Raw genomic sequence first — 22,928 nt, 5'->3', positions numbered from 1 at the left:
TTTAGTTTTCTACTGAAATATAATATTTATTTACCTGTAAATGAATTTGTTGAGTATTTTTAGTAATTGTAAATTTTATGATTAACTTCATTTAAAATCTATTGATGAGCTCAATCAAAGAATGAAAAGAATATCTCTACTTTTAGTGCTGTTCTTTTTGTGTTCAGCACTACAGGCGCAAATCTGCGGTACACCAGGTCTGGACGGGGCTGCATATATTCCAGTGTATGAGGCCGGGGGCGTTTCCATTTCAATGAATACTTATTTTCCGCCTAAGGCAGACCTGAGCTTGTCAGCTGGGACAAACATTGTACAGCTTGGCGCGGTACCTGTCAATGATATTTATGGCAATAATTTTGGGGCTACCGCAATAAGTACGGGGGATATGTTATTGATTATCCAAATGCAGGATGCCACTATAAAGTATACTAATGATGCCTTTTACGGTTCGAATAACGACAAAGCCGGAAATGATGGGCTTGGTGGTACGGGTTACACCAGTCTGGGTAATACGGGTAAGTTTGAATATGTAATTGCCACCAATGCTGTTCCCCTCGCCGGAGGCGTTTTAACCTTCAGAGGGGGCGGGATAGGAAAAGGTACAGTTAATGCCTATGCTAATGCAACTGCAACTCCCAGTCATGGGGCAAAAACATTTCAAGTTATCCGGGTTCCTCAGTATTCTAATCTCACTTTAACTAAAAATCTCGAAATCCCACGTTTTAACGGAAAAGTAGGAGGGGTCATTGCATTTGACGTATCGGGAACGATGAACTTGAATGGTTTTCAAATAGATGCCTCGGCAAGAGGTTTTCGGGGTGGATTTGGTTCACTATCCGCTACACACAGCAATTTAAGTGGAGGATATGTAACACTTTCCACAGATAGTCGTGGTTCCGGTAAAGGGGAAGGGGTTGCGGGGACGCCAAGGTACCTGCTTGATATATATAAGGATGGTTTGTCTCATCAGGTCGACAATGAAATTGAAGGATTGCCTTCGGGCTCCTATGGTAAAGGTGCACCTGGTAACGCCGGCGGTGGTGGAAATGAATTTAACGCGGGCGGTGGTGGTGGTGGTAATGGCGGTATGGGTGGTGGTGGTGGTAATGGGGCTGTCTTCTTAAATGATCCTGGCTTACTTCCGAATGGGGGGAGACCAGGATCGGCAAGTTATGATCCATCAACTCCGGAATTGAGCAGGTTAATTATGGGCGGAGGTGGAGGTGCTGGTCAGTCTGATTTTAACGACTCATGGGGAGCTGCTGGTGGTGGAATCATACTGATTAATGTTGGACGGATTACAGGTAGTGGTAAAATCCTGTCAAATGGAGATCCTGGTCTTTCCGGGTTTTACGATGGTAACAGTGCATTTAACGGTGCCAGCGGTGGAGGTGCTGGTGGTACAGTGTTGATCAAAGTTACCAATCCTGATCCTTCGGCCAGGCTTACTATTGAAGCTAAAGGAGGCAATGGGGGATATTCTAAATCTGACCGTGGTGTTGCGTGCGGCCCAGGAGGTGGAGGAGGTGGTGGTGAGGTATTCAATTCCCTGCCATCGGCCTCGGTTAATATAGATGTAGGGAAAGGCTTCGCAGGGTTTGTAGACGGGTTGCATAATTTTGCTGCAGATGGGCAGGATGGGCACTCGGTTCCTTTTGTGGTAACAGATTTCCTTCCCTATTTGAGGGGTGGAGGGGCATTTTGTTATCCCGAACTCAGCACTGTAATTGCCAGTGTTAGTCCGACTGGTGTTCAATATGCTGGAGGTATGGTCAGTTACCAAATCAATACAACTAATTATTCCGGTGGGGGAACTGCGGCGGGTGTACAAATCCAGGTGAAGCTCCCCCCTGGATTTTTGTATAGTTCAGCAACTATCGCTTATACTGGAGAAGCCAGCGGGCCAGTCACGGTCTGCAACCTTAGTGGAGATGCCAGTCAGCCTTTATTTGGTGATTTTAAGATCTCTCCAGGCGATCGTATACAGCTTATTTTGACGGTCAGTATTCCCTGCGGTACGCAGGCTGGAATTTATAAAAGTAATGCTCAGGCCCGGTATTTAGATCCTACGAGGACATTAGCAGATAGCGGCCGCAGAATTACCCCCGCTCTAAATGCTTTCCCCGGCAGTAATACGACTTATGAAACGGGAATTGCAGGTTTAGTAGCTGGAAGTAATTATAATGGTGACCTTTCTACTATAGGGGATGTAACGGTAGGTTTACCTGAAGTAAACAATAAAATTATGGCTCCGCTGGTCACAATATTTTGTTCGGAAGGAAGCTCTGGCCTGATTGAAGGAAGTGCGATTGTAGCAGGTGCGGGTTCCTATACTTACCAATGGCAATCTTCTCCGGACGGAATTACTTATCAGGATATTCCGGGAGCTATAGCCAAAGATTATATCTCTCCAACAATTCAGCAAACTACCTTTTACCGCCGCGGCATATATTATTCAGGTTGTAAAATTACCACTTTGATCAGCAATGTTGTGAAGTTGAATGTGATCAGGCCATTGGATGCGGTAAATTTTGATATGCCAGATTTTTGTTTAAAAGATGCATCGGCAACCTTTATCAATCGTACGCCGGTTAATGATGTAGTAGAAACAGAGCTTACTTATTTATGGGACTTTGGAGATCCCGGTTCATCAAATCCGACTTCTGAAGAAAAGAATGGACAGCATGCTTATACCCATACCGGAGAATATATTACTAAATTGACTGTATTCAGAAATGGGATCTGTGGAAGTACGGTGGCGAAAACATTCCGGGTAAATGGCAGCTCTCCTAAAGCGGACTTTACAGTGCAGAACAGTACGGCGCTTTGCAGTAATCAGGAAGTTATATTCGAAGATCACTCAACAGTAGATTTTGGGGAGATCACTCGTATCGATTGGTATTATGATGCAGATAATAATCCTACGGTTGTGGAGACAGACAGCAGTCCCGGCTTACGGTTTGCCGGGCCGAAGTTATATAGTCATCTTTATCCTGAGTTCGCTGGTTCCGTTTCTCAGGAATTTAAGGTGCGGATGGTAGTTTATTCGGGAGCTTCCTGTATAGATGAACGGGTTGTCACAATTACATTAAGGCCAATACCTGAGGTCGATTTTGATGTACTACCAGCAGTGTGCAGTTCGGTTGCTCCATTTCAATTGACCCAGGGCAGAGAGACTTCTGGTTTATTAGCAGGTAATGGTATTTATACTGGCGATGGGGTAAGTGCTTCCGGCTTGTTTAATCCTTTCGCGGCAGGTGCAGGAAAGCATACTTTAACGTATTCGTTCAAGACTATTAATGGCTGCTCATCAGCTATAAAAAAACAAGATATTTTTGTTTTTGGCACCCCGATAGTAGATGCAGGAAAAGACCAGGTGATTTTGGAAGGTGGAGAAGCACAGTTGAGAGGAGTTGTAACAGCTCTTGATGATTTAAACTTAAGCTATAAATGGAGTCCTGCTGACGGGTTGAACAGGGATGATGTTCTTGACCCAGTCGCCTCACCTACACAGGATATGACTTATCAACTGACGGTGATGACAGTTCATGGCTGTTCTGCCACAGATCAGGTTTCTGTCCGGGTGTTAGCAAATCTTGAAATTCCCAACACCTTTACTCCCAATGGTGACGGTATCAATGATGAATGGAATATTAAATATTTGAGCACATACCCACAGGCAACCGTTAATGTGTTCAACAGGTATGGAGGAAAAGTATATAGTACAACTGGAGATGTAAAGAATTGGGATGGAAAATATAACGGCGAATATGTGCCTGTAGGAGTATATTATTACGTGATAGATCTTAAAAATGGAAAAAAAATCCTTTCAGGTTCTTTAACTGTTTTAAAGTGATAATTAAACTGTTCAGGATATAATTGCTATATCCTGAACAGTTTAATTTAAAAATACTATTTAGGACAGTTCTCTACAAAATCCCATGGGCCCCATTGATTCGCCTCTGGCAATTCATTAGGATTTACATACCATTTGTTTTTGAATATTTTACTGTTGTAATAGACTTTTGTGCCTGCTGCTGGATAAGCAATTGCTGGGTTATAAGTGGCTATTCCACAGCCTCCCGTACCTGGGTTAGTCGGATTTGTTGGGTTAGTCGGGTCAGTAGGTATAACTGGCGTTTCATTCTTGTAATCAAATGCGGTTGCAAGTGCCGCTGTTGTGGTTTGTCCATTTAAAACTTTCTTGGCCACATTCAAATAAGTTACGCCAGTATAATTTGTTCCTTTTGCTGATAACAAAGCCAGGTTCCAAATCATGATACCATCATTTTTACCAGCTCTGCTTTGCGTACCACCATCATGGATATACTTTGCTAAATCTGCCTCAAATTGAGGAGTGTGCTCAAAATAAGGTCCCCAGGGTTCGTTAGGTACGTGCGTTCCATGTGCCAATTGAAAACCGTAAATGTTAGCATAATAAGCATAAGAATCATACATTAACTTGCGGTTTGGTGCTGCACCGATATTGTAAGCCTGGTAGGCAATAATATCCAGTTTATCTCCCGCTGCTTTGATTACTGGTATCATCGCGCCTGTTGAGCTGAAACCAAATAAGCTGATACTTTTCGTACCGTCGGTTGCGCTGTATAGATAATTGTCTGATTCTCCTGTTATCGTATTACGTTTGCTATAAGCGAATGGAGAAGCAGCATCATCATTATTCAAGCCGCCAATAGCACCCGATCCAACAGGTGCGGTAGCGATAATATATCCTGCTGATTTTGGCATTAGTTTTCTGGATTCAGTAATGAATTTTGTCAAATAGGCTACGTTAGCCGCATTTCCTGATTCGCTAAAGCTGCCAGCAGGTTCAAAATCCCAGTCAATCCCCCCAAAGCCAATATCGTCTACGAAATCTTTAATCTGCTGATAGTTGATGTTGTTGAAGTTTTCGGGAGCTCTCCAGTAGGTTTCACCGCCTAATGATAAAATTACAGTGATACCGCGTTGTTTCAGAATTCCAACTGCACGTTTCAACATCAAACCGCCTTCAGTAGCCTGATAGCATTCCAGACCTGTGTTTGCTGTAGAAATGTTGTAAGACCCCTTTACATACGTTAAGTTAGGTTTGGCAAAAGCGAAGAATACGTGGGTTACTGCAGTTGGTAAGGTTGTGAAGGCGCTTTTTCCGTCTTCATTTAACCATCCTTCTGTCCAGCTTGGATAGTAGCCTATAGTGATTGGCTTAGTTAAGCTGGCATTCGCATTGCGTTCGAAATTGACCTGTGTTTTCGAATTACTTAAGGATTGGTTGTCTGATTGCGGATTTCCGGTTTCTGATTTCTTACAGGAAGAAAAAGCAGTCAGTAGAAAAAGACCTGCTGCTGTGCTCTTTTTTAAGAAATTGCACACTTTCTTTTTCGATGACAAGATTTTGTCATCAACTGATAAATGTTGTTTCATAGGATTAGGTTTTTAAGTTAACCTCAAAAATAACACTGGAGTTTACATTCGCAACTTTAATTGTAACATTTTCGATATAAATTATCAGATGTTATATATATGGTACTTATTTTCTTTTTAAAAGAATATTTGTGAATGGATTAGCGATTGTGAATCGAATATTAAATGAGTAATGTGTCTCATTGTCACATTGTTATGAAAATATTTCTTGTTTATGTGTTTCAGATGATGAAAGTATAAGGCCTTATGTAGAAATATTTACAATTTTCATTATATGTTTTTAATGTTTAAATCCGGAAAAGTAAAATGTTGTTATTCAATCACCAGCCACGTATATCCATTTGCCGGAATCGTTACCTCATAAGTTACTTTGCTCTGTTGGTCTAAGATATAGGAAACAGATTTACCTTCTTTCTCCCTGATGTTTGCCTGACCAGTAAGGCCGGTATAATAAAGAGGCAAGATGACTTTTTGCGTAATTTTTTCTGCCGAAGGATTGTATAACATCGCCAATCCCTTTTCTTTTTCATTAGGATTCACATGTAAAATTCCGTCCCATTCTCTGCCGTCCGCCCTGCGCAGGTGTATTATATCAGAATTTAGAATCGTCCTGTATTTCTTATACCAGCTGATCACCCCGGTAACCAATTCCTTTGTTTCCTGTGTATCGTATAATCTCGGCCCGCGGTAACATGCTTGAATTCCTGCGCCATAATATTGCATCATGAGCTGCTCATAAGAATCAAGATGTTCCGAAAGTGGTTCTAAAGTTGCGGCCTTTCCGCCACCCTGATATTGTGTTAACGGGACAAAGCCCCAGCTCATCGTGGGCGTTTTTTCCCAGGTTCCGTCATATATATTCTGACGGTTCAGAATGACCTGCTGTTCTCTTGGTAAACTAAAATTCACTTCCCTGTAACCTAAGGCTATTTTGTGAGTTCCATCCAGAAAATACCAATCGGGTGCATTGACATAAATACCGTTTTCATTACACCAGTGATACAACCCTTTTTGCAGTTCTATTTGTGCCCATTGTGAATCTTCTAATCCCTGGTGACCCGGATGTTTTGTAGATGCGCAGACATCACCCGGATAGGGGCCATCATTTTCAAATATATCCAGCCCTGTCTTTTTAATAAACCCTTTGATCTTTTCTATATAAGCCAGGCCCCAGTTTGAGCCTAAACAAGGTGCATGGGCAAACTGAGCATGGACATCTGCTTTTCCGGTTTTTGGATCAATTACATCCTCCTGATCATTAATCCGGCGGCTGGAAAATAACGAATATCCACCCATCAAAATACCTTTACTATGTGCATAATCTACTAAGTCTTTGATCTTGGCTATATTTTCTTCGCTATGATCTTCCATATGCAGGCCACTGCCAAAGCTAAGAATAATAGCCTCATAGCCGGTTTCTGCACATTGATCAACAGCTGTTCTGACCACCTTTGGATCAATCGTAACCAGGTGCATAAAGATTGGGTTTTCTGTAGACCAGGGCGCAATTTTACGATACATCATGCGCTGCGCCAATCCATTTCTATCTCTGTCATAACTATCCAGCAGCAATTCATTTGTTCTGATAGATTTAAAGCTCTTCCCCGGTGCGATGGTTACGCCCGGACCAATCGGCGGATAAACTTCCAGTAAACAGGGCGTTTTAAGATTGTAGTTAACCTGCGATGTATAGGTTGAATCTGTATTCCAGTGGGTAGTTTGGTCCGACAGGCGGGCATTCATGGAATTATTAAAAGCATAATTGCTTTCTACATAAATTCCATGAGGAGTTTTGATGTCTTTTGGGTTCCCGTCCACAGTAGATTCTTCTTCATGTGCAGCAATGATCTCATTCATCACCTTGTTTAACTTGATCGTTTGCCGGCCTTTATTCTCCACGCTTAGCCATTTACAGATAAGTGGTATACCGTCATATAATTCATAATTTATATTAACCCGGATTCCCTTTAAAGCAGGCAAGGTCGATTCAAACGAAAACGTAAGCATCTTTCCTGTAGGTTGTAACCTGTTGGATGCCCAGGTATTAGCGGCGGGCTTCCAATTGATGTAGGGTACAATATCAGCAACGTGATAAGCTTTAAAAAGGAAATCTGAACTATTAGCTGTTAGCCCATCCAGCCACTGGTTTAACAGGTAAGCCTTTTGCTTTTGACCGTATAGCCCGCCAATGTTATAAGATTTACCATTGATAGTTAATTTTGCTTCCGGGCTCACTGCTCTTAAAAGCTGCTGTCCGTTGCTGAGATTACTGAAATCTGTGCAGGCAAGATTTGGCTGTAAACGGAATGATCTTTTGATTAAACCATTAGACAAAATAATATCTTTATTCGCTGCATCACGGTATACTGATGCAGTTTTACCAGTATTATTGATAAGCCAATCTTGTTTTTCAGCTGATGCCAGTGCCCATACTGGCAGCAAGCTTATTTTGTCCTGTGCCAAGAGGTGACTGGCTTGAAATAATAGTAAAGCAGCTAATATTCTTCTCATTTTTTAATCTCCGTTTTTACGAATATAAAGAGATAAATATGGAAAAGAAACAGGAGGCTTACGGCTTAAATTAATAAAATGATTTAGCTGATAATTGGTTGATAACTAATTTTTTAAACGATAGTTTCATCTTCGGATTGGGCTAGAACCTGAATCCCTATTGCCAGAAATGCAAGGTCTTTTAAGATAAAGAAATCAGTAACCGGAACCCCGTCCATTTGCTTCCAGATACCAGGTGTACTCAGCAAAAAACTTAAAGTAGAAGCGAAAATGATCAGTGTTAATATACCTGCAATTTTTCCCGCTTTTTTGCTCCAGAAAGAACTAATCAGAAATAGCGAAGTAATAATTTCAAAGATTCCTATCAGGATTGATCCTGTCTGAATAGAGACTACCTTGTATAACCAGCTCATTAACCAGCTGTTTTCGACTAAAGGTTGAATACCTTTTGCTTCTGAGGGCGTAAATTTTAATATGCCTATCCATACCAAGACCACTATAGTGGCAATAACGCCTGTGGCGTAACCTGTTTTATTTGTTTTCATGCCCTTTTTGTCGGGAATTGAAAAGAAACCTTACAAGGAAATTATAAAAAAGATAAGAGCCCGGTTATTGAAGCAGGCCCTTATCTGATTTAGCTTAAACAGTGATCACTATTTTTCCAACTGTTCTGCCAGATTCTATAGCGGAATGTGCTGCTGGCAATTGCTCAAATGAATAGGTTTGACCAACATGTGATTTAACAATCCCTTTTTCCAGTAAGCCGGCCAGCTGTTTCATATCCTCTCCATTGGACTCCACCAGGATGAAGTAACCATTAATGCCTTTGGCTGATGCCTTAGCAGTCACGTCCTCATTTAAACCTGAAGGAATACTAATGATTGTACCACCTGTTTTAATGACCTCCAGCGAACGATCTATATTGTCACCGCCGATGGTGTCAAAAACAAAATCCAATCCTTCAACGACATCCTCAAAGCGTTGACTGGTATAATCAATATGCGCATCTGCACCGAGTTTCATTACAAAGTCTTTGTTTTTTGCAGAGGATGTTCCAATTACATAAGCTCCGATATGTTTGGCAATTTGAACGGCGTAGTGTCCTACACCTCCGGCTGCTGCATGGATCAGTACTTGATCTGTCGCTTTGATTTTTGCATAGTTAACCAGTACTTGCCAGGCTGTAAGTGCTGCCAATGTTGCTGCTGCAGCTTCTTCGTGCGAAATATTCGCTGGCTTTAGCGCAAGATGTACTGCCGGAGCAGCAACATATTCAGCATAAGCTTTACCGTGACCGGGAAAGTTTACCATCCCAAATACTTCATCCCCCACTTTAAACAGCGGTGATTTTGATTCCGTAACTATACCTGAAACATCCCATCCAAGGATAATGGGAGGCTGTTCTTTGAGTTTTCCATATAATCCCTTTCCGCTTCTTGTTTTGGCATCAACAGGATTAATACTAATTGCTTTAACTTGTATCAGGACTTCATCCTCAGCGATTACTGGTGCTGGTAAGGTGGTCAGTGCCAGTTTGTCTACATCGCCGGCTGCTGTTAGAACTATTGCTTTCATTTCTCTTTGTTTAAATTTGTAACACAAAATTGTACTTATTTATTGATGGTTTTACGGTATATATTTTCTCTATTTCGGTATATTTGCATCATGAAGAAAGAAAATCTCTATGAGCCATTTTCAGTGAGCTTTGAAACACTGGAAGAAAGTTCAGTCTGGGCACATAAAAATAGCTTTTTCGAATTAATCTATGTGTTGTCAGGTACGGGAAAACAGTGTATCAATCAGCATAAATTTGGTTATCATCCTGACCATATGTTCCTGATCACACCCGATGATTGTCATTCATTTGATATTGAAACTACTTCACAATTTTTCTTTCTGCGTTTTAATGATATTTATATCCGCTCAAAAGGAATCAGCAGTGCCGATCTTCAGCGTTTAGAATTTATTCTGCAGCATGCGAATCATCAGCCTGGTTGCATTTTGAAGAATCAATCTGATAAAAGCCTGGTACGTCCGATGGTAGAGGCTGTGATCCGGGAAGGTGTAAACCGGGATTTGTACAATAAGGAACTGGTGCAGCAACTGGTAAATACACTCATTGTCGTGGTTGCCCGGAACATCGCAAAATATTTGCCTGAACAGGTCAATGAATGTACTGAAGAAAAGGCTTTAGGTATCCTGGAGTATATTCAGAACAATATTTATCATCCCGAAAAGATCCGCACAGAAATGGTCAGTAAACATTTTGGGATTTCAGAAACCTACCTGGGACGTTATTTTAAAAAGCATATGAATGAAACGATGCAGCAATACACGATCAATTACAGGACAAAGTTTATCATGAACAGGCTGCAGCATAGTGATATGCGAATCAATGAAATAGCCGATGAACTGGGTTTTACGGATGAGAGCCACCTGAATAAGTTTTTCCGGAAACAAAAAGGGCTAAGTCCGGGGCAGTACAGGAAAACTTTTAAATGACCGTTATGCTGATACTATCAGCATAACGGCAAGCGTTAATTTATTATGGTTTTTATAGAGAGCCGAAAATTGTGCCTAAGGTACTGCCAAGAAAGCTAACAGTACTTTTTACAAAATTAGTAGTGATTGAGATAATTTCTTTGGTTAAACCTGAAACCAGATCTCCAAGGATACCACCACCTTCAATTGTTGACATTTCTGCCGTGTTCATTTCCTGAACACCAAAGTTTTTTAATTCTAGATTTTTCATAACAGGGGGTTGGTTAATGCAGGCCTTATAATGAACCTAAAATTGTAAATAATTGAGCAAGACCAAATTTAACGGTATTCCCAACTACAGTACTTACAGTATTAACAACTCCACCTACAGTAGTAGCCACTGCGCCAACTACACCAAAAATATCACCTAGTAAACCACCGCCTTCTATTGTTGACATTTCTTTTGTATTCAGTTCCTGAACACCAAGATTTTTTAATTCTAAATTTTTCATAATGGGGGATTATTATAAAATAAATTCCTTACTCGTTAAAGGCTTTTCAGGATACGCCTAGGTTGGCCAAACACTCTGACGAAAGTAATGATATTTGGCTAAAACCTGGAAGAGTGAAAAAGTGTGTAATAGCATGTTTTTGTTTTGCAGGTGGCTGAATACTTGGTTTTTATACTTAAAAACAGGGTTTTTGAACTGCCGCAATGACTGCTTTTGGTTGTTATTCAATTCATTCATTTAGTGCATTGTCTGTTTAAGGGGGCAAATGGTGAATTAAAAAAGATAGCAGAGACTGTTTTGATGTAATTGTTTTGTGTTAACTAACTGATTTTAAGTATGTTTTTCTTTTTGTAGAATGGAATTATCTTCATTCGGACCCAAAGAAAACCTCAATCGAAAATTGAATTATAGTTGTGGTAATTGAAGTTTCCATAAATTAGCATAAGCTGACTCTTTACTGTAGATGAGTTCATGGTGTGTGCCCTGTTCAACAACTACTCCTTTGTCCAGTACAATGATTTTATCTGCATGATTTAATGTGCTTAACCGATGTGCAATAACAATAACTGTTTTTTGATTCGCTTTTAAGAGCTCAATCATCTTTTGAACGTACAATTCTGAAGCAGAGTCGAGGGAAGAAGTAGCCTCATCCAGAATAAGGATTTCCGGATTCCGGTACAAGGCTCTGGCTATTGCAATACGCTGCCGCTGTCCACCAGACAAAGTGGTGCCATTTTCTCCAAGGTAAGTTTGAAACCCTCTGGGTAAGGTTTCTATAAAATCTATAATTCCGAGCTGCGTGGATATTTCAATGATCTTTTGCATATCAGGTTCATCATCACCTACTGCTATATTATCAATAACATTACCCGCAAATAAATCAATTTTTTGCGGTACAACGGCTACTGCCTGGCGCAGGGAAGAGTTACGGATGTACTTTAAGTCATAACTTCCTATACGTACATTGCCTTCTTGTATGGGATAAATATTTTGCAGAATTGACATTAAGGTCGATTTTCCTGAACCACTTTCGCCAACAATAGCAGTAAACTTGCCCTTAGGGATCATCAGGTTCAGATTTTCAAATACATTGAGCCTGGTTCCATAACGGAAAAAAACTTTTTCAAAATGTATATCCCCAATTTTATCAGGAGTAAGGTCAATCTGGCTCTCCTCACTTTCACGTTCTAAGTCCATGATCTCAAACAACCTGTCTGCTGCAATCACTGCATCCTGTACCGTTTTATTCATCCCGATCAAGGAGGTAACCGGGCCGGTAAAATAACCGATAAGGGTATAAAATGATAACAATTCACCAGGGGTGATATTCCCTTCGAGTACATATCCTGCACCTACCCATAGTAAAACTATGGTTAAAAGTCTTGATATTAATTCCGTTGAAGTTCCTGAAAAAACAGAGTTGATATTGGATTTAAAACCTGTTTGTAAAAGGTTAATAAAGCGGGTTTCTGTTTTTTCATTGGCATGAGATTCTAAACCGAAACGTTTGATGGTGCCCACGGAATTCAGACTTTCCACTAATTGGGATTCCAGTTCAGCAGAATCTTCCATGAGTTTCCTTTGTACTTTCTTGTTCAGCTTATCTGTAATCACATAAATGATAAGATATAAAGGGATTACTGTCAGCATGATCAATGCCAGCTTCCAGTAATAGGTGAACATCATGATAAACGAGAAGAAAACGATAAAAATATTCACCAGGAAGTTAATGCTCACATCGTTTAAAAAGGCCCTGATTTTTACAGCATCATTGATCCTTGAAATAATTTCACCCACACGCATAGTATCAAAAAATGCTTGCGGTAATTTCAACAGGTGTTTGTAATAGCCTAAAATCAGCTGGCTATCAATCATCTGACCTGTTTTTAAAGTGAATATTGTTTTGGCAGTGCCGATGAAAAGCTGAACAGCCAGGATGATCACCATTGCTATACTCATCAGGTTGAGCAGGTTCCGGTTACCATCAACCAATACAAAATCTATTAGTTTTTGGACGAAAATGGAAGTAGACAGCCCCAGTACGGTATATACAATAGCACCCAGCAGTGCCTGGATCAGAATGGCTTTGTGTGGTTTAATCAGGGTCCAGAAACGACTTTGTACGGATATTTTCTCATTCCCGGTCTGAAATTCCTCAGCAGGCAATAATAAAACGAGTGCCCCGGTCCATTCCTTTTTAAATTCTTCATGCGTTTTGCGGTGCATTTGCCCATCAGCGGGATCCATTACCTCTATAAATTTACTGGTCACTTTATAAATCACCACGTAATGCTGCAGAATCTGATCAACAATTAAATGAGCGACAGCAGGTTTTGGAATCTTAAACAAACTCTCGAAAGGGCCTTTTACACCAGCAGTCTCAAAGCCTAATTTACGGCCAGCCTCTACCAATCCTAAAACTGTTGTTCCTTTTTTATCTGTACCCGCCAGTTGCCGGATACGGGCAACAGAAAGATCCAGTTTAAAATGGGAAGCAATTGACGCTAAGCATGCCGCACCACAATCTGTAATGTCCCTTTGTTTTACTTTGGTGCTCATATTTTGTCGCTTACATTTGGATTTACCCAGTCATCAACTTTATCATATAATAACTGATATAAACTGCGCTCAGTAACCGTGAAACGTGCAGTAAAGTTCATTCCCTTTTTTAAAAACCCTTTATAACCGTTTTTCAGCACCAGGTAGTTTTTAGTCAGGTTACATCTGACTTTAAACACAGGCTGATTATTGTTGATCATGATAATATCATCTGATATATCGAGCACCTGCCCGGTTGCCAGTCCCCATTGATTATAATTAAAAGCATCCACCTGGAACCTGACTTCCTGTCCTTTTCTGATCAGCCCGATGTCGGCCGGTTTAATATAACAGAAAGCAGTAATATTGGTATCTGGTGAGATCTCACCGATCTTTTGATTCGCAAATACATAAGCTCCTTTTTGGATACCAGAAAGATTCTGAACAGAGCCGCTGATCGGAGCCCTTAAAGTATATTGTTTTTTCTGTTCGTTTAAATCTACCTGCTGGCTGGAAAGCTGACGCAGTTCATTCCTGAATTGATTGGCTTCTGTTTGCCACCTGGTTTTATATTTGGTAGTCACCATCAGATAGGCAGAGGCTGCCTGTTCTTTTTCAAACTTATATTTTTCATATTCAGATTCAGTCACCACCTTACTTTGATACAATTTATTATACCTGTTGAAAGTGGTTTCTGTCTGTTCTTTAGCGATTCTGGCATTTTCAGATTCTTGGGCAAATTCCTGCCAGGCTGCGGTATACTGGCCGGTTTTTGGATTTGGATAACTATATCCGTTCCATTGAATGTATTCTAATAATTTGTTCAGGTCTTGTAAAAACTCACTGATTTGTCCCTGGCGTGTTTGTACCAGTGCATCTTGTTTTTTTTGTGCAGAAGCATCAATGACTATTAACAGGTCGCCTTGTTTTACCTTTTGATTATCTTTCAATCCGAGCTGGATAATTCTGCCATTAACTGGAACAGTAAGCTCTGTTTTCTCCATAGAGGACTGTAAAAGGCCACTGCTTTTTACACTGATCGGAGTTTTAATAAACGGTAATGCGATGAAAGTAGCTAAGATAGCCAGTACGGTAGCGATATAGATAAATTGGCTGGGCTTACCAATCTTTGAACGGTAAACAATGGAATTACTCGATATAGTTTCAACTGTATAATTAGACAGAGACATATGGGCAGCATATAAAATAACCGTTATGCTGCAATCTGGCATAACGGTTATCAGTAAGAATTTTAAATTCTAATCTTTTAAAAAGGACCGATGCCAATATTGATCAGTGGAGATAATATTTTATTCAAAGTATTTACCACGTTGCCTAACAATGTATTTACACCCCCAAGTAATCCGTCAAGAAAACTCAGCAGACTTCCGCCTTCGGTATTCAGCATTTCCGTTGTATTCATTTCCTGAACACCAAGATTTTTTAACTCTAATTTTCTCATAATAATAGCTTGTTACGAATAGTTCCTTACTCATTGAAGGCTTTTCAGGGTACGCCTCTTTGGTCAAACGCTGAATCGAAATTAGATAATAAGAAGCTAAAACATGACGGTGCTTCCTGTTCAATTTATTCATTATTGGTTGCTACAGAAACAGAACCGTTTAAATAGGCGCAAACAATTCATGTTGATAACAGGATTTTATTACCTTGTCTGCCTTTCATCGCTATTTTTTTATGAAGAAATATATTTTTTATACCCTATTGATCAGCTTGCTTTTCGGCATAAATTTAATGTCATTCGCGCAGAAAGGAATTGATTGTAACCAGGTGCTTGATCGGGAACCTTATTTTGCTAAACATCAGACAGTGCAAAATGACTCTCTTTTTTTGAGAGATCTTGAAATCTTAAAACATTGCGGAAACTATGGAAATGTGGATAGTGTGTTATGGAAAGGCTCAGTGCTTTCCGCATTTTTAAGAACTGCGATGGAGGAAGGACAGCCTGCTACTTACCGCACAATGATCGTATTTATGGACAAGTTTAAGGATACACAGGACTATCGTCAATTTGTAGAATCCTTACAGCTCTATAAAAGGCTTGAAAATAAAAAGGTGAACCTGGAAGAGTGGGATTTTGCCCAGCCTTTTTTTGTGAAAATGGGTTTTACTCAGAATGATATTGATGATTTTAAGCAGTTTATCGCTAAACCCAGCCATCATGAGCTAACTTATATTGCTGCTTACTACCTGTATATGAAAGAACTGGATGAAGCTACCGGAAGTAAATAATTATTGAAACTGAGCAAGTTTCGGGTCGGTAAAACTTGTCCGGGCCTTTATTTTTGTATGGTCAAATCAATTATACGAAAAAAATGAAAGCACAAGAAGAAACTAATTATAGCCGCATTGCCCAGGCAATAAGTTATATCAATGGTAACTTTAAAACCCAGCCCGGGCTGGAGGAAGTTGCCGAAAAAATCAATCTTAGCCCCTTTCACTTTCAACGGTTATTTACGGAGTGGGCAGGCGTAAGTCCAAAGAAATTTCTGCAATACCTGACCGTTGAACACGCGAAGAAAATGCTGAAAGAAAATCAGGCTACCCTGTTTGAAACTGCATTTGAAACAGGTCTTTCCGGAACAAGCAGGCTGCATGATCTGTTTGTCAATATTGAAGGAATGACCCCGGGTGAATATAAAAACGGAGGGGAGCATCTGACCATCAACTATAGCTTTGCCGAAACACCCTTTGGTAACATCCTGGTAGCTTCAACCGCTAAAGGAATTTGTCATATTGCTTTTACTGATAGGGCTGAAGATGCACTGGAAGACTTGAAAACCAAATTCCCTAATGCAGTGTACCGGCAGTTTGCAGATGCTGCTCAACAGCATGCCCTATACATTTTTACGCACGACTGGGACCGCATCAGCGAGATCAAACTGCATTTAAAAGGAACAGATTTCCAATTGAAAGTATGGGAAACTTTATTGAAAATTCCTGCCGGACAATTGACAACTTATGGTGCTGTTGCCAAAGAGATAGGAATGCCGTCTGCTTCCAGAGCGGTAGGTTCAGCTATAGGCGCTAACCCGGTGGCCTTTATTATTCCTTGTCACCGGATAATTCAGTCCACGGGTACGTTAGGTCAGTATCACTGGGGAAGTACGCGCAAAACGGCTATAATCGGGTGGGAAGCGGCAATGACAATCAGCGAAGCATAAGATGAAGACAGTGGAAGAAAAAATAGCAGCTGCCGGCTGGCAGCGGGTTACAGAAAATATGAATGATCAGGGTTATGCTGTGCTTGAAAATTTATTAACGGCAGAGGATTGTGCTGGATTGATCAGTAGTTATCAAAATCCGGATGGTTATCGCAAGACCGTGGTTATGGAAAGATACCGTTTTGGTATCGGGGAATATAAATATTTCAATTATCCTTTACCTGCCTTGATCCAGTCCATCAGAACAACAGTTTATCCCTATCTTGCTCCGATTGCGAATACCTGGATGAAAGTTCTTCAGCTGGATAATCAATATCCGCTGCTTCATGAAGAATTTTTAACGAAATGTGAAGCGCAGCAGCAAACCAAAGCAACTGTACTGATTTTGAAATATGGGCAGGGAGGATATAATACCTTACATCAGGATCTTTATGGAGATGTTTATTTTCCGATACAACTGGTACTGTTCTTAAATGAACCCGGAGAAGATTATGAAGGCGGGGAGTTTGTGCTGACCCAGCAGAATCCCAGGGCACAGTCCAAAGCGATCGTATTGAAGCCCCGTAAGGGAGATATGTTATTGTTTACCACTAATTTCAGACCCGCAAAAGGCAGCAAAGGCTATTACCAGATGAAAATGAAACATGGGATCAGTGAAGTGCAAAGCGGCGAACGTTACGCGGTTGGGATCATTTTTCATGACGCATTAACTTAAAACCGATGAATCCTGTAAATTTACTGAACCATACCGATATTAGCGCTGTCCGGCTCAGAATGCTGATCAGGCGAGGTGTAATTACCTTAGGTGGAAATAAAAAACTAAAGATTTACGGACTGCTGGGTTGTAAAAGCGGAAAGCGGATGAAAGCAGAGAACAGAGTGTTTTTTACGGATGAACAGCAGGCCATAGCTAACGGATACCGCCCATGCGGAAATTGCAAAAGAAATTTATATAAGAAATGGATTTATTCAGTACCGGAGAATTAGTGAATTTGCTGCCTTATGATGGCGAGGTGATTTATTACGGACATTTAGTACCCGCTGATCAGCTCACTTACTATCTGGAGCGGCTGATGAATGACATCATCTGGAAAAATGATGAAGCAGTCATTTTTGGCAAACATATCATCACCAAAAGGAAAGTGGCCTGGTATGGAGACGCAGAATATGCCTATACTTACTCTAATACAACTAAACATGCCCTTTTATGGACAGCAGACCTGCTTGCCTTAAAACAGTCAGTAGAATTGCAAACAGGTGCCAGGTTTAATTCTTGCCTGCTTAATTTATACCATGATGGCGATGAAGGAATGGCCTGGCATAGTGATGATGAAAAATCGCTGGGCAGGAATACGACGATCGCTTCCTTAAGTTTTGGTGCAGAACGTAAATTTGCTTTCAAGCATAAAGATACGAAACAAGTGGTTTCATTACTGCTGGAAAACGGGAGTTTACTGGTCATGAAAGGAACTACACAAACACACTGGCTGCACCGTTTACCAAAGACCACTAAAGTTACCCGCCCGAGAATAAACCTAACCTTCAGGACTATCGTGTAACAAATTCTTTTGATCATTGTTATCTTTACTGGATATTATCAAAACCAGCGAATGATAGATGTTTCCCGGAAAAGTTTTTTAAGCGATGCCAAAGGCAAAATTATAATAGGTTTCACCCTGGCCTTTTTTGCCCTTTTTTTAGCCTGGGGAGTTAGTAAAATAGCTTTTGATGAAATGCTGAATACAGTAGATACCATTTCAACTCCTAACGTCAAATTACGACTGGTTAACCTGGTTTCCCGAAAAATAGCAAGTCTGGATCAGCAGCAAAAAAACCTGGCTTTCAATTCACCCGGTAACTATAGTAATTTCTTTAAACAGTCCGGACAGCTCAGGTTTATGCTGGATACTTTAGGAGGGATGTATGCTTCTGATTCTGTTCAGCTGAGCAGGATTAAATCCATAGAAAAACTACTCGTTCAAAGGGATAAACAGTTTATCAGCTACCTTAAAGTCAGAGAAGGGCTCGTGAATAATAAATCATTTACTCAGGAGGTCCAAAAGCTGAATGAACTGGTCAACAAGGGGCAGCAGCAGCAAGATAGTACTATTGTTACGACAGAGAAAAAGACTTCAACAGTTACGATATTGCCTGTCGATGAGTCTAAACAACGCAAGGGATTTTTCAACCGCCTGTTTAATAAGAAAAAGGAAGAAGAAGATAAATCTTATCAGGTTACCAATGAAGAAAAGATAAAAAGGGATACCATTGCTTTAGCAGGGGAGACTGTAATCGCAAAGGGACTGGAGAAATCATTGCGTACTATAGCGAAAGAGCAGCAATTGAAAAGTGCACGCTTTTTAGACAGAGAAGCTATTCTTGCCAATGCGAATGACGCGCTGATCCGTCAGATGCTTGATATTCTGAGAAAAGTAGAAGCCGAGGTGGTAGCCCAGATCGAGCAAAACGGCATAGAAGCAAAAGCCGTAGTGAATACCGGGATTACCAGGATCAGCTTTATTATGATTGGCTTTTTCCTGCTAACAGTCGTGTTGTTGTACCTGATTTTAACAGATATTACGAAAAGTAACCTCTATAGAAAGGAGCTCGAAGCTGCAAGAGATGAAGCGGAGTATCATGGAATGGCAAAGCAACGCTTCCTTTCCAATATGAGCCATGAAATCAGAACACCTTTACAATCCATTATTGGCTATGCAGAAATTATCAGGGAGCAGGAACACCCTAAACAGAAAGATATTGATGCGATTTACCACTCTTCTGAGCATTTGCTTCAGATTGTGAATGAAATTTTGGATTATAACCGTATTATATCAGGAAAATTCACTTTTCAGCAAAAACCTTTTAATATCAGGGAGCTGCTGGAAGAAGTAATTATGATCATGGAGCCGCAGGCAGAACAGAAAAACCTGGAAATGCGGAAAATAATCGAACTGCATGATACGGAATTTGTAGTTGGCGATGCTTTCAGACTCAAACAGATTTTATATAACCTGATGAGTAATGCGATTAAGTTTACACAAACAGGCGAAGTATTGCTGAGCGTTTTTTATAAAAGGCAATCAGACAATCTTCATTTTACTTTCATGGTAAAAGATACGGGGATCGGATTAACTGAAGAAGAAAGCAGCCGTATTTTTAATGAATTTGAGCAGATTGATTCACCCGATAAAGAGGTGATCAATAAAGCAGGTGCAGGGCTTGGGCTAACGATCATTAAATCATTGGTAGAAAATCAGGACGGCCGTATTTATGTCAAAAGTAAACCCGGAGAAGGGAGTGTTTTTACCGTATACCTGACTTTTAAAATCGCAGCTATACCAGTTGGAGAAAATAAAGTGCCACAGCTTAGTGAAAAGATCTATGTGAAAGATAAAGTTTGGGTCGTAGACGACGATCAGCTGATTCTTGACCTGTGTCAGATCATTTTTACGAAAGAGAAGATTAATCATGTCTGCTTTAATACACCGGCTGCTATGCTGGCTGCGGACTGGGACCCTGAAGTGAAATATATTCTGATGGACATGCGGATGCCTGAGATTTCAGGAGCAGAACTTTGTGGTTTGATGAAAGCCAGGATTCCTTCTGACATTAAAATATATGCAATGACCGCCCAGGTTTTACCAGAAGAACTGGAATCGGTATTGCAGCAAGGGTTCGATGGATTGATTATGAAGCCGTTCAGGGAAAGTGATCTGCTTAATGTTTTCATTACAACAGCAGTGCCTGAAAATGCAGTTCAGCAACAACAGCAGGAAGTGCAGCAAGCACAGTTACACGAAGTTAAATCAGTGTCTCAAAAGCAAATAAAGGATGAATTTGATGGAATTGCACTGGATACCACGATCGTAGAAAAGATGACTTTTGGTGATGAGGAATTGTTATTAAGTATTCTGAACAGATTTAAGGAAGACTGCCAGCATGATGTGGTGGAGCTTCAGCAAAGTATCACTTCAAATGATCAGCCTTTAGCCAGGTTAATCGTTCACCGTATTGCCGGAAGAACTGCACAAATGGGTTCAGGACAGCTTGCAGCAGAATTCCGGACAATGGAAATTGAACTCTCTGAGGTGCAGGATATTGGCCGGAGCCATCAGGATAAACTGGAAAACTTAATCAAAAGACTGGGTTTGCTCATGCAGCTGGTAGATCAGAAGATTGGTAAATCAGAAAATTAGCTAATCAAAAGATTGATCAGTCTATTCGATCTCGTAACGCTCCATTTTACTGTAAAGTGTCTTTCTGTCTATATTAAGAAGTTTTGCTGCTTTAGATTTGTTATACTTGACTTTGATCAGTGTTTCCATGATCAGTGTTTTTTCATTGCTTTCATTGATCGCTTTAAGATCTGAACCACCCGGTTTAGGAGTCTGTTTAATCGCCAGAATCATTTCATCAGGCAGAGATTCAATGCCAGCAGTATCAGTAGGGGTCAATAAAACCATCCTTTTAATCACATTTTTCAGCTCTCTTAAATTTCCCGGCCAGTCATATTGCAAAAGCAGGTCTTTTACCGGGCCGGAAAGATGCTGTACATTCCTGTGCAGTTCAGTATTGGAAAGTTTGATGAAATGATTGATAAACAGTTCCAGATCCTTACCGCGGTCACGTAAAGCAGGCAAAAGGATTTTAAATTCGTTTAAACGATGATATAAATCTTCACGGAATTCTCCGTTTTGGATGCTGGTTAACAGGTCGTCATTCGTTGCAGTGATGATCCGCACATTAACAGGAATCTTTTTAGTACTGCCTAAAGGCTGAATGACCCTTTCCTGTAAAGCCCTTAATAGTTTTACCTGAACTTCATAACTCAGGTTTCCAACTTCGTCTAAAAATAAGGTGCCACCTTCAGCAGCCTCAAACTGCCCTTTTTTATCATTGACGGCTCCTGTAAAAGCACCTTTAACGTGACCAAACAGTTCACTTGCAGCCAGGTCTTTAGAAAGGGCTCCGCAATCAATTGCTACAAAAGGTTTGGTATTCCGTTTACTTTGGGTATGTAAAGTACGGGCAGCATATTCCTTACCTGTTCCGCTTTCTCCCTGGATAATCACAGACATATCTGTGGGAGCAACCAGGTCTATATGTGCGTACAACTTATCTGCTGTTGTGCTTTTTCCTTTAATGAAGTCTTCATGTTCAACCGAAGCAGGCTGGCTTTTTTCTTCTTTTTTCTCCAGGGAACCTCTGATGATCATCAGCAGTTCATCAGGATTCACAGGTTTGGTAATATAATCTATTGCGCCAAGCTGGATTGATTTTACTGCAGTTCTTACATCATTAAAACTGGTCATGATGACTACCGGATAGTTTAATCCGTTTTCGCGCAAATGTGCGAGTACATCTAAGCCAGTTCCATCGGGAAGGCGGTAATCTATCAGAAAGAGTTCGAAATTGTGTTGCGAAATTATCTTGAAAGTACTTTTGACATCATGAACAACATAAGGTTCATGACCATGCTTTTTAAGAAAGCCTTCTAACAACTGAGAGAAAGTTAGATCATCTTCAATAATAAGTATTTTCGCCATAAGTATCCGCTTCGCTTTTTGAATATACGGCAAAAATACAAAAGCCGGAGAACTTCCGGCTTTTATATTATTTATATTTTATTGTGTGTAGCAATTATTGTTGAACTACACCGTCAGCACCTACTTTTAAGAAGGCTACTTTGTCGTCTTTTTTAACATCTACCTGATAATAAGTTGATTTATCAGCATTGGTAATTAAAAAAGCTGTAGTTGGTGTCCACTCTTTATAAGCATCAGCTTTTAAAGTCGCTTTTACCGGATCAGGTAATGCTTCAACTTTAACCGGTACTTTAGCTGCACTATCTTGTTTAACTATATTGGAAGTACTATCCAGTCTTGCTGTAAAAGCTGCACTGTCTGTTTTTGCTGTATTTATTGCGCTATCTGCTGCAACTGTATAAGCTGCGCTGTCTGTTCTGAATGTGTTAGCTGTGCTATCTAATTTAACTGAATAAGCTGCGCTATCTGATTGGATTGCAATTGGGTTTTTAATTTCATTTGCTTTAACTGTTGATACTCCTGCGATTGCTAAAACTGCTGCTGATAAAATGAAACTTCTCATATTCTGTTTATTTAAATTTAAAATTCTAATTAACTAATTCTGTTTAGCTATGTATCATAATGGTGCCAGCGTGCCAGAAAACAGGTAATACGCTTTAGTTTAGCTGTTTAAGTGTTTTGCAGTAAAATAATGATGTAGACATTCTCTACACTCTGCCCCCATAACACAGCAA

19 protein-coding genes are annotated in these 22,928 nt (G+C 40.3%); 8 read left to right on the top strand and 11 right to left on the bottom strand.

The genetic code is table 11. The features are described from left to right. The first annotated feature begins 121 nt into the window (after positions 1-121). Complete coding sequence (locus LY11_RS06870) at positions 122-3,856, top strand: T9SS type B sorting domain-containing protein (RefSeq protein ID WP_111632988.1); 3,735 nt, start codon at positions 122-124, stop codon at positions 3,854-3,856. Positions 3,857-3,912: 56 nt separating this feature from the next. Here the strand turns inward: LY11_RS06870 and LY11_RS06865 are convergent, their stop codons facing one another. From LY11_RS06865 to LY11_RS06850, 4 genes are all read right to left on the bottom strand, one after another. Further along, positions 3,913-5,424: a glycosyl hydrolase family 18 protein gene (locus tag LY11_RS06865; protein ID WP_111632987.1), complete on the bottom strand. Its 1,512-nt coding sequence runs from the start codon at positions 5,422-5,424 to the stop codon at positions 3,913-3,915. 312 nt (positions 5,425-5,736) lie between these two features. Continuing rightward, on the bottom strand, positions 5,737-7,935 hold the full coding sequence (locus LY11_RS06860; protein ID WP_111632986.1) for an alpha-galactosidase: 2,199 nt from the start codon (positions 7,933-7,935) through the stop codon (positions 5,737-5,739). 113 nt (positions 7,936-8,048) lie between these two features. Continuing rightward, positions 8,049-8,480, bottom strand: coding sequence for a DUF417 family protein (locus LY11_RS06855; protein ID WP_111632985.1), 432 nt, complete (start codon positions 8,478-8,480; stop codon positions 8,049-8,051). A 94-nt stretch (positions 8,481-8,574) separates the two neighbouring features. Then, the gene (locus tag LY11_RS06850; protein ID WP_111632984.1) at positions 8,575-9,510 is read right to left on the bottom strand and encodes an NADP-dependent oxidoreductase; all 936 of its coding nucleotides are present in this window, start codon (positions 9,508-9,510) and stop codon (positions 8,575-8,577) included. A 90-nt stretch (positions 9,511-9,600) separates the two neighbouring features. Between LY11_RS06850 and LY11_RS06845 the strand changes: the two genes are divergently transcribed. After that, entirely contained in the window at positions 9,601-10,437 is an 837-nt protein-coding gene (locus LY11_RS06845; protein ID WP_111632983.1) for an AraC family transcriptional regulator, read from the top strand. 52 nt (positions 10,438-10,489) lie between these two features. On the opposite strand, the gene LY11_RS06840 is transcribed toward LY11_RS06845, so the two are convergent. From LY11_RS06840 to LY11_RS06815, 5 genes are all read right to left on the bottom strand, one after another. Beyond that, positions 10,490-10,687 (bottom strand): hypothetical protein, encoded by a 198-nt coding sequence (locus LY11_RS06840; protein WP_111632982.1) that lies wholly within the window; start codon positions 10,685-10,687, stop codon positions 10,490-10,492. A gap of 25 nt (positions 10,688-10,712) precedes the next feature. Next, positions 10,713-10,928, bottom strand: a complete 216-nt coding sequence (locus tag LY11_RS06835) for a bacteriocin (RefSeq protein ID WP_111632981.1) — start codon at positions 10,926-10,928, stop codon at positions 10,713-10,715. 405 nt (positions 10,929-11,333) lie between these two features. After that, the gene (locus LY11_RS06825) at positions 11,334-13,487 is read right to left on the bottom strand and encodes a peptidase domain-containing ABC transporter (RefSeq protein ID WP_111632979.1); all 2,154 of its coding nucleotides are present in this window, start codon (positions 13,485-13,487) and stop codon (positions 11,334-11,336) included. Beyond that, positions 13,484-14,656, bottom strand: a complete 1,173-nt coding sequence (locus tag LY11_RS06820) for an HlyD family secretion protein (RefSeq protein WP_111633119.1) — start codon at positions 14,654-14,656, stop codon at positions 13,484-13,486. The genes LY11_RS06825 and LY11_RS06820 overlap by 4 nt, the downstream gene beginning before the upstream one ends. A gap of 77 nt (positions 14,657-14,733) precedes the next feature. Then, on the bottom strand, positions 14,734-14,928 hold the full coding sequence (locus LY11_RS06815; RefSeq protein ID WP_111632978.1) for a hypothetical protein: 195 nt from the start codon (positions 14,926-14,928) through the stop codon (positions 14,734-14,736). Positions 14,929-15,161: 233 nt separating this feature from the next. Here LY11_RS06815 and LY11_RS06810 point away from each other — a divergent pair, with 233 nt between their 5' ends. From LY11_RS06810 to LY11_RS06785, 6 genes are all read left to right on the top strand, one after another. Continuing rightward, on the top strand, positions 15,162-15,716 hold the full coding sequence (locus tag LY11_RS06810; RefSeq protein WP_111632977.1) for a hypothetical protein: 555 nt from the start codon (positions 15,162-15,164) through the stop codon (positions 15,714-15,716). An 83-nt stretch (positions 15,717-15,799) separates the two neighbouring features. Continuing rightward, positions 15,800-16,648 (top strand): bifunctional helix-turn-helix domain-containing protein/methylated-DNA--[protein]-cysteine S-methyltransferase, encoded by an 849-nt coding sequence (locus LY11_RS06805; protein WP_111632976.1) that lies wholly within the window; start codon positions 15,800-15,802, stop codon positions 16,646-16,648. A 1-nt stretch (position 16,649) separates the two neighbouring features. After that, positions 16,650-17,363, top strand: a complete 714-nt coding sequence (locus tag LY11_RS06800) for a 2OG-Fe(II) oxygenase (protein ID WP_111632975.1) — start codon at positions 16,650-16,652, stop codon at positions 17,361-17,363. Positions 17,364-17,368: 5 nt separating this feature from the next. Next, on the top strand, positions 17,369-17,635 hold the full coding sequence (locus LY11_RS06795; RefSeq protein WP_111632974.1) for an Ada metal-binding domain-containing protein: 267 nt from the start codon (positions 17,369-17,371) through the stop codon (positions 17,633-17,635). Then, a complete protein-coding gene (locus tag LY11_RS06790) occupies positions 17,608-18,207 on the top strand; it encodes an alpha-ketoglutarate-dependent dioxygenase AlkB family protein (protein WP_111632973.1) in 600 nt (199 codons plus the stop codon). The genes LY11_RS06795 and LY11_RS06790 overlap by 28 nt, the downstream gene beginning before the upstream one ends. Positions 18,208-18,258: 51 nt before the next feature. Further along, a complete protein-coding gene (locus LY11_RS06785; RefSeq protein ID WP_111632972.1) occupies positions 18,259-20,844 on the top strand; it encodes a hybrid sensor histidine kinase/response regulator in 2,586 nt (861 codons plus the stop codon). A 21-nt stretch (positions 20,845-20,865) separates the two neighbouring features. Here LY11_RS06785 and LY11_RS06780 read toward each other — a convergent pair whose 3' ends face one another. Together LY11_RS06780 and LY11_RS06775 are read right to left on the bottom strand one after the other, a co-directional pair. Continuing rightward, positions 20,866-22,194, bottom strand: coding sequence for a sigma-54-dependent transcriptional regulator (locus LY11_RS06780; RefSeq protein ID WP_111632971.1), 1,329 nt, complete (start codon positions 22,192-22,194; stop codon positions 20,866-20,868). Positions 22,195-22,288: 94 nt separating this feature from the next. Further along, positions 22,289-22,756, bottom strand: a complete 468-nt coding sequence (locus LY11_RS06775) for a hypothetical protein (RefSeq protein WP_111632970.1) — start codon at positions 22,754-22,756, stop codon at positions 22,289-22,291. Between the last annotated feature and the right edge of the window lie 172 nt (positions 22,757-22,928).

Source organism: Pedobacter cryoconitis, from assembly GCF_003259615.1.
Lineage (GTDB): Bacteria > Bacteroidota > Bacteroidia > Sphingobacteriales > Sphingobacteriaceae > Pedobacter > Pedobacter cryoconitis.
Note: the sequence above shows the minus strand (reverse complement) of the source record. Positions and strands in the feature narration are given on the sequence as shown.

What these genes read in the sequence shown, in the direction of transcription:
- LY11_RS06785 (WP_111632972.1), top strand. Translation starts at nt 18,259, where the DNA reads ATGATAGATGTTTCCCGGAAAAGTTTTTTAAGCGATGCCAAAGGCAAA.
- LY11_RS06835 (WP_111632981.1), bottom strand. Translation starts at nt 10,928, where the DNA reads ATGAAAAATTTAGAATTAAAAAATCTTGGTGTTCAGGAACTGAATACA.
- LY11_RS06860 (WP_111632986.1), bottom strand. Translation starts at nt 7,935, where the DNA reads ATGAGAAGAATATTAGCTGCTTTACTATTATTTCAAGCCAGTCACCTC.
- LY11_RS06805 (WP_111632976.1), top strand. Translation starts at nt 15,800, where the DNA reads ATGAAAGCACAAGAAGAAACTAATTATAGCCGCATTGCCCAGGCAATA.
- LY11_RS06795 (WP_111632974.1), top strand. Translation starts at nt 17,369, where the DNA reads ATGAATCCTGTAAATTTACTGAACCATACCGATATTAGCGCTGTCCGG.
- LY11_RS06780 (WP_111632971.1), bottom strand. Translation starts at nt 22,194, where the DNA reads ATGGCGAAAATACTTATTATTGAAGATGATCTAACTTTCTCTCAGTTG.
- LY11_RS06800 (WP_111632975.1), top strand. Translation starts at nt 16,650, where the DNA reads ATGAAGACAGTGGAAGAAAAAATAGCAGCTGCCGGCTGGCAGCGGGTT.
- LY11_RS06815 (WP_111632978.1), bottom strand. Translation starts at nt 14,928, where the DNA reads ATGAGAAAATTAGAGTTAAAAAATCTTGGTGTTCAGGAAATGAATACA.
- LY11_RS06870 (WP_111632988.1), top strand. Translation starts at nt 122, where the DNA reads ATGAAAAGAATATCTCTACTTTTAGTGCTGTTCTTTTTGTGTTCAGCA.
- LY11_RS06840 (WP_111632982.1), bottom strand. Translation starts at nt 10,687, where the DNA reads ATGAAAAATCTAGAATTAAAAAACTTTGGTGTTCAGGAAATGAACACG.
- LY11_RS06775 (WP_111632970.1), bottom strand. Translation starts at nt 22,756, where the DNA reads ATGAGAAGTTTCATTTTATCAGCAGCAGTTTTAGCAATCGCAGGAGTA.
- LY11_RS06825 (WP_111632979.1), bottom strand. Translation starts at nt 13,487, where the DNA reads ATGAGCACCAAAGTAAAACAAAGGGACATTACAGATTGTGGTGCGGCA.
- LY11_RS06790 (WP_111632973.1), top strand. Translation starts at nt 17,608, where the DNA reads ATGGATTTATTCAGTACCGGAGAATTAGTGAATTTGCTGCCTTATGAT.
- LY11_RS06855 (WP_111632985.1), bottom strand. Translation starts at nt 8,480, where the DNA reads ATGAAAACAAATAAAACAGGTTACGCCACAGGCGTTATTGCCACTATA.
- LY11_RS06810 (WP_111632977.1), top strand. Translation starts at nt 15,162, where the DNA reads ATGAAGAAATATATTTTTTATACCCTATTGATCAGCTTGCTTTTCGGC.
- LY11_RS06865 (WP_111632987.1), bottom strand. Translation starts at nt 5,424, where the DNA reads ATGAAACAACATTTATCAGTTGATGACAAAATCTTGTCATCGAAAAAG.
- LY11_RS06820 (WP_111633119.1), bottom strand. Translation starts at nt 14,656, where the DNA reads ATGTCTCTGTCTAATTATACAGTTGAAACTATATCGAGTAATTCCATT.
- LY11_RS06845 (WP_111632983.1), top strand. Translation starts at nt 9,601, where the DNA reads ATGAAGAAAGAAAATCTCTATGAGCCATTTTCAGTGAGCTTTGAAACA.
- LY11_RS06850 (WP_111632984.1), bottom strand. Translation starts at nt 9,510, where the DNA reads ATGAAAGCAATAGTTCTAACAGCAGCCGGCGATGTAGACAAACTGGCA.